At 33.2% G+C, this 5,589-nt stretch carries 12 protein-coding genes and 1 pseudogene; 6 read left to right on the top strand and 7 right to left on the bottom strand.

Features of this window, described 5'->3' with window-relative positions:
* Positions 1-247: pseudogene (locus tag BZK14_RS13255) on the top strand (phage late control D family protein); the annotation flags it as partial.
* On the opposite strand, the gene BZK14_RS05825 reads toward BZK14_RS13255, so the two are convergent.
* The 7 genes from BZK14_RS05825 to BZK14_RS05795 form a co-directional block, all read right to left on the bottom strand.
* Entirely contained in the window at positions 244-495 is a 252-nt protein-coding gene (locus tag BZK14_RS05825; RefSeq protein ID WP_077925618.1) for a hypothetical protein, read from the bottom strand. The pseudogene BZK14_RS13255 and the gene BZK14_RS05825 sit on opposite strands and share 4 nt — an antisense overlap.
* 176 nt (positions 496-671) lie before the next feature.
* Positions 672-1,364, bottom strand: coding sequence for a C40 family peptidase (locus tag BZK14_RS05820; RefSeq protein ID WP_077925617.1), 693 nt, complete (start codon positions 1,362-1,364; stop codon positions 672-674).
* Positions 1,365-1,470: 106 nt separating this feature from the next.
* Positions 1,471-1,818 carry a hypothetical protein gene (locus BZK14_RS05815; RefSeq protein WP_077925616.1) on the bottom strand — a complete coding sequence of 116 codons (348 nt, stop codon included), beginning with the start codon at positions 1,816-1,818 and terminating at the stop codon, positions 1,471-1,473.
* Positions 1,819-1,839: 21 nt separating this feature from the next.
* Positions 1,840-2,379 (bottom strand): hypothetical protein, encoded by a 540-nt coding sequence (locus BZK14_RS05810; RefSeq protein WP_077925615.1) that lies wholly within the window; start codon positions 2,377-2,379, stop codon positions 1,840-1,842.
* Between the two features lie 3 nt (positions 2,380-2,382).
* Positions 2,383-2,889: a BRCT domain-containing protein gene (locus tag BZK14_RS05805; RefSeq protein ID WP_143691372.1), complete on the bottom strand. Its 507-nt coding sequence runs from the start codon at positions 2,887-2,889 to the stop codon at positions 2,383-2,385.
* Positions 2,890-2,911: 22 nt separating this feature from the next.
* A complete protein-coding gene (locus BZK14_RS05800) occupies positions 2,912-3,568 on the bottom strand; it encodes a GIY-YIG nuclease family protein (RefSeq protein WP_143691371.1) in 657 nt (218 codons plus the stop codon).
* Positions 3,568-4,266: an XRE family transcriptional regulator gene (locus tag BZK14_RS05795; RefSeq protein ID WP_171973648.1), complete on the bottom strand. Its 699-nt coding sequence runs from the start codon at positions 4,264-4,266 to the stop codon at positions 3,568-3,570. The genes BZK14_RS05800 and BZK14_RS05795 overlap by 1 nt, the downstream gene beginning before the upstream one ends.
* Positions 4,267-4,412: 146 nt before the next feature.
* Between BZK14_RS05795 and BZK14_RS13250 the strand changes: the two genes are divergently transcribed.
* The 5 genes from BZK14_RS13250 to BZK14_RS05775 form a co-directional block, all read left to right on the top strand.
* The gene (locus BZK14_RS13250) at positions 4,413-4,577 is read left to right on the top strand and encodes a hypothetical protein (RefSeq protein WP_171973647.1); all 165 of its coding nucleotides are present in this window, start codon (positions 4,413-4,415) and stop codon (positions 4,575-4,577) included.
* A gap of 22 nt (positions 4,578-4,599) precedes the next feature.
* Complete coding sequence (locus tag BZK14_RS05790) at positions 4,600-4,785, top strand: ogr/Delta-like zinc finger family protein (protein WP_077925611.1); 186 nt, start codon at positions 4,600-4,602, stop codon at positions 4,783-4,785.
* A gap of 27 nt (positions 4,786-4,812) precedes the next feature.
* Positions 4,813-5,142: a hypothetical protein gene (locus BZK14_RS05785; RefSeq protein WP_077925610.1), complete on the top strand. Its 330-nt coding sequence runs from the start codon at positions 4,813-4,815 to the stop codon at positions 5,140-5,142.
* A complete protein-coding gene (locus BZK14_RS05780) occupies positions 5,135-5,365 on the top strand; it encodes a hypothetical protein (protein ID WP_077925609.1) in 231 nt (76 codons plus the stop codon). Before BZK14_RS05785 ends, BZK14_RS05780 begins: the two co-directional genes overlap by 8 nt.
* Positions 5,358-5,589 (top strand): thioredoxin domain-containing protein (locus tag BZK14_RS05775; protein ID WP_143691370.1); only part of this gene is annotated, 232 nt, incomplete at its 3' end. The genes BZK14_RS05780 and BZK14_RS05775, both read left to right, overlap by 8 nt.

Raw genomic sequence — 5,589 nt, 5'->3', positions numbered from 1 at the left:
TAAAAGCGAAGCAGATGCACAGGATGCAGCAGAAAACGAGCTTAAAAAACTCAAACGTGGTGTTGCATCATTTTCGTTTAATTTAGCGATGGGAAATCCTGAACTGATAGCAGAAAGCCCTGTAAAAGTGCAGGGCTTTAAGAAAGATATTGATCAAATTGATTGGGTTGCGGTTCGTGTTACTCATACTTTGGATCAATCAGGCTTAACTACCCAAGTTGAGTTGGAAGTGAAAGAGTCGAGTTAAATTGGACCACCTTCCATTCGTGTTTTTACAGTATATAGTTTATTTTTGTTTTTATCATAGATGATTGATCCAACTTTTGCTTGGTCGAATTGATCCCAAATATTATCTTCATTTGGGAATTTTTTTCTTGAGTTTAAATCATCGTAATACCATTCAAGATCATTTAAATTACTTAAATTAAAAGACTGTCTAACAAGTCTAATTTCATTGTTATTTGTATCAGTAAGGGTGAGTTTTTTTAACATCATAATAATTTACCTCTTATAATAAATTGATGCTGATAATATGGGGTTAATATATTTAAATCTCAAGGTGTTAGAGAACAAGTTGATGATCAAGATTGGGTGGCAACCCATGTTACACATATTCTTGATCAAAATGGATTAACTACATAAGTTGAGCTAGAAGTGAAAGATCCTGAAGATTAATATTCTGCAACTTTCCACTTAAATAATAACTTTGCTCGATTTAAAAGTTTTTTATCTTCTACGAGGTATGGATGTTTACGTATTATATAATGTATAAATAACATGTTAGATAAAGTTTCAAATGTTGTGATACCAGTATGATTATACGCTTCAATAAAGTATTTAATGACTTGATAAGTTGGTTGTGTGTCAATAGTACTTTGAAAAAATGACTTTTTAATCATGATGCTCTTATCTCTATTGCAAAGCTCAATATACTTTTGATATTCAGTTTTTTGATTACTTCTTGCATTATATAATTGCGTGCAACAATGTACAAAATTATGACAATTATTCAATGCTAAATCATAATGAGTATTTAATCCTATATTTTTTTGAGCTTCTATGCCCCAAACAGGATGAAATAATAGTTCATCATTCCATGTTGGAGTGTATATTGTGTTTCCAGTCCTCAGAAAGCCATTATGTAAAAACTTATTCATAGAAATTTTTTCAACTAGCCCATCCCCATTAAGTTCTACTATTTGACCATTACCTACATATACTCCTGTATGATCAATAACACCACCAGTTAAATCACATGCGACAATGGCACCAGGTTTTAGTTGAATTGATCCATTACTTTTTTTTCTATCGATATTGAGTTTTTTTGGTACAGACATAAAGGTTGATGTTATTAAATCGATCATTTTATTTACCTATCTAATCACAGGTGCAAACCATTCTGCACCAACAGTCATTTTGTTATTCTTACATATTGCGATATTGCTACTTTCTAAATGTATAGTTTTATGCTTATTTTGCTCTAACTAATTTATACATTAGCTCGTTAGTTAATCCACCAAGCAATACACATGCTAAAAGTAAAGCAGGTAAAATATAGGCATATGGTGAAGAAAAATTTAAATGACTAATGTGATATTCAACAGCTTTAAATATAGAGACTATATTCCAATTTCTTGGCATAATTGACAAAATATATTGATTAAAGTACCAATATAAAGATAATGCGAATGTTGCCATGAATACGCACATCCCAATCCAATTAACCATGTTTTTACGTTTGTTAGAACATGATTCACAAATATTTACCCAATCTGCTATTTGATGTTGCCCACAAGATGGGCAAAACTTTCCATTCATACTTTTTACCTTTTTAATAAATTATCTAATCACAGGTGCAAACCATTCTTTATCAACAATCCAATCATTATTTTTCTTTGAATAGTTGAATTTAGCAATATTTTGATCTTTCACATGATATGGCACTTCCCAAAATACAACAATTTCACTCACATTTTTATGCTTACCAATCTCATTGGCCAATCGTGCAGAATACATCTGAAGCATTTTTTTGGTTTGTGCAGGGTCATTTTTTCGATCCCACTGTAAATAGATCATCGCAATTTTACTGTCAGCGTTTTTTGCATCAGTATTCAGCTGTGCATTTCTTAACACTGTTGCAGTTGTGATATTGCCATTATTCACAGCATTTTCAATATCAATGATGATTGGATCACGATTAGCTAATGCTTCGGCTTGTTCTTTAAGTGCAGCATCATGTTTGGCTTGATCAATGACAATCACATCAACGATTTCATTAGATGTGGCTTGTGTTGTTTGTTCTTTTTGATCACTTAAATATAATCCTATAGCCAACACTAATGCCAAAATCATAAATGTTTTTGTTTTTCTATTATTCACAGATTATTCCTTATGTGATTTAACTTCACCAGTTTCAATAAAATGTAAGAACTCATCTTCATCCATGATTTCAACTGTACGTGCATTATTTAATGCTCGTTCGATTTTCTTTGGGCCTGCATTATAACCACAAACCAATGCACCTAAATTTGCTGTGGTATCGCTTGCAATATACATATTATTATTTTGTGCAATCTCAGTCAGTCTTGTTTTATCAGCTTTTTTAAAGCCAGTGAAACAAACTTCAAATAATAGATCAGGATTATAAGATTTAATGAAGCCAAAAGAATTATCAGCAACTTTGGATGCATCAATAGGACATTGATCTAAGATCGATTTTGAATCATCACCATATTCAATTACACGCTCTTTCTTAAATGTTTTGTATTCATCTGTATCTAATGTACGCCCTGTGAAGTAGTATTCAAAAGATTTGATTAAATAAATCTCAAAGTAATGTTCTTCACCTTTTACATTTTTATATTTGAATTTTAGTATCTTATCCATCATCAATTCCTTCAAAGTTATTTGATTATCTATTGTGTAGATTAATGCCTGCATTGAGCAAAATGGCATATGCTTGTTCAGTTAAACCATTATCCTCACGTCTTTTTTGTATCTGTCCATCACCGATAATACGGTCTAAGCTTTCTAAAAGAGCTTGAGGAGTGTCTATACCTTTTTTCTTTTTAAAGTAAACACTGAAGGGTAGTGTGGATAAACTCAGTATTCTATCTGCAGTTCTTGAGGCAGCAAGTTTTAATATCCCAACAAGTTCATTTTGTTCTACAGCAAGTTTTACATTCTTAAATGTTTGAAATCTTTGTTCTTCTGTATATTCTGGATCTAATCCTAATATATCTTCCAAATATAATTCAGATTGTCCATTTTTAAATAGGGGGTATACAGCATTTTGATTTTTAAATTCTTTAAATAGTGCTCTTTCTGATAAGCATGAGTGTAATTGCTGTTCAATGTCATAAGCATTATCTAAGTATTCAAATAATAAAACTTTATCAATATCAAGAAAGTCTACAGAGTTATAACTGAAGCGTTTTTCTACACTATTAGCAGTTGTGAAACCTATTTTATAAAAATAACCAAGACTAGTAGAAAATCTCACATAGTATAAATTGCCTTTATTGCTAGGTGGTCTATATGTATTTTTAGGTTGATAATAACGCATCATCAATCCCTCGTACGTCGATTTCTAAACAAGGTCACAGGTTCAGTATGAACAACGCAGCCAATAATCTCAAAGTCATTCGGTGGGTTATTCATATCAATTGTGAATGGTTTATAAAGCGGGTTAGTGCTAGAAACCTCAATAATTTTACCTGGTAACTTCTGTACGCTTTTTACGATCAAGTCGCCATCGATGCGCAATACATAAATGCCATCATTGAATAGTTTGTTGGCGGTATCAATGATCATCACATCTTTATCATCGATCACGCCAATCATAGAATCCCCACGGGCAGTAATAGCAATCAGATCCTTTGGATTGACTTCTAAGTATTTTTTAACCCAATATTTACGAAAGGCAATAGAGAATTCATAAGTTTCTTCATTGATGGCAGAGCCATGGCCAGCTGCTGCAAATACTTTATAACGTGGCACAAAGCAGAATTCATCTAAATCCACCAAATTACCTGCATTGTCATAAACAATGGGATCAGGGTTATTGGATTTAACACCTGTCACTATGTATTGAATATCACAACCTAATTTAGCGATATTACTTAAATACTGAGTATCAGGCTTGCGTTCGCCTTTCTCATAGTTCACTTGTGCATTAGGGCTGATGCCAGCTAATTCACTAAACTTCTTTTGAGTCATATTTAATAACTCTCTTGCTTCTTTAAGCCGAAGTCCAACTTCAATCATTTTACAAATCCTTGTCACACATTTGTGTGATCTGTACATAAAAACACATAATCGAGTGTTTATTGTTTGACTTACATGTTTGTTGTATAACATAACCAATGTAGTCATTCGTGTGGTCATTTATGTAGTCATTTTAGGGGTAATTAATGAAAAATACAAACATTACACCGCTGAGTCGATCTGTTAATTTAAGAATAAGAGTGACAGAAACTGAGCATAATCAATTGAAAAGACTAGCTTCTAAGGAAGGTAAACCTGTGGCAACAGTAGCACATGCGCTGTTGATTAGGGCTTTAAAATATCATTCATAAGCACATAACAAACGGAGAGAATATGGACTTAAAGACAGCACATTCGTTTAGATGTCCAGAATGTAACCATAGAGCAAAGATCGTGACAACAAAGGTAATCACGACAGAAACACGAGAAAAGTATTATCAATGTATGAATGTGTATTGCTCATCCACGTTTGTGACGTATGAAATGGTTGATCGTTGGATCGTTAAAACCAAGAAATAACACATTAATTTTAAAGGAGATTCAATTATGGCTTTAAAGAGTCAGGGGATTTTTTTACCCAAAAATCAGTTAAAGCAACATTTTGAGAGCGCAGTACGAGCATTTAAATATGTAGCGAAGCAAGCACGTGGTCAGGTTTTAACACAGCAATTCAATGATAAAGCATTTGTGATGCAAGGCTTTGCCAACATCGTTGATCACATGACAAAAGAAGTGTGTTTGGATGCATTGGAAAATATGCGTCATGCATATTACGAAGCAGCCGATAACACAGCAGATCAAAAAGCTGCATTGAAGTTATTGCGTAGAGCGGTTTTCATTCAAACTTTGATTCAAAAGGAGCGCAGACATGGCTAAGTTCACTAAAGAGCAATTGATGAAGCTTGCTGAAATTCATTTGATTGAAACAAATGGCGTTGCTTTAGATGTTCAGATTAATTCTAAATCAGCATATTTATATGCATTTGATTCAAAAACGAACAAAATTTTAGCAAGCGAATCGTGTATTTTTCCAGAATACGATTTTGATCAACGTATTCATAGCTTTTTAGAAAAAGTTAAGCAGGTGAATCATGATTAGTTCAGTCATTACAGTCACCAACGGCATTACGCTCAAAAACATCACAGACAATGAGCCAAGCATCATTTTATTCACACGTAATCAGTGCGTTTCATCTAAAAAGATGCTGCACATGCTCGATGAGTTCAGCAAGAAACATCCACATATTGCGTGTGTTCAGATTGATATGAGCCCAAACAGCGTAGGCAAAGCGATCGCTCACCGCTTCAATATTATTGTTGCAC

This window comes from Wohlfahrtiimonas larvae, assembly GCF_002006755.1.
GTDB classification, from domain to species: domain Bacteria; phylum Pseudomonadota; class Gammaproteobacteria; order Cardiobacteriales; family Wohlfahrtiimonadaceae; genus Wohlfahrtiimonas; species Wohlfahrtiimonas larvae.
The sequence above is the reverse complement of the archived record's forward strand: the minus strand, read 5'-3'. Positions and strand labels throughout refer to the sequence as shown.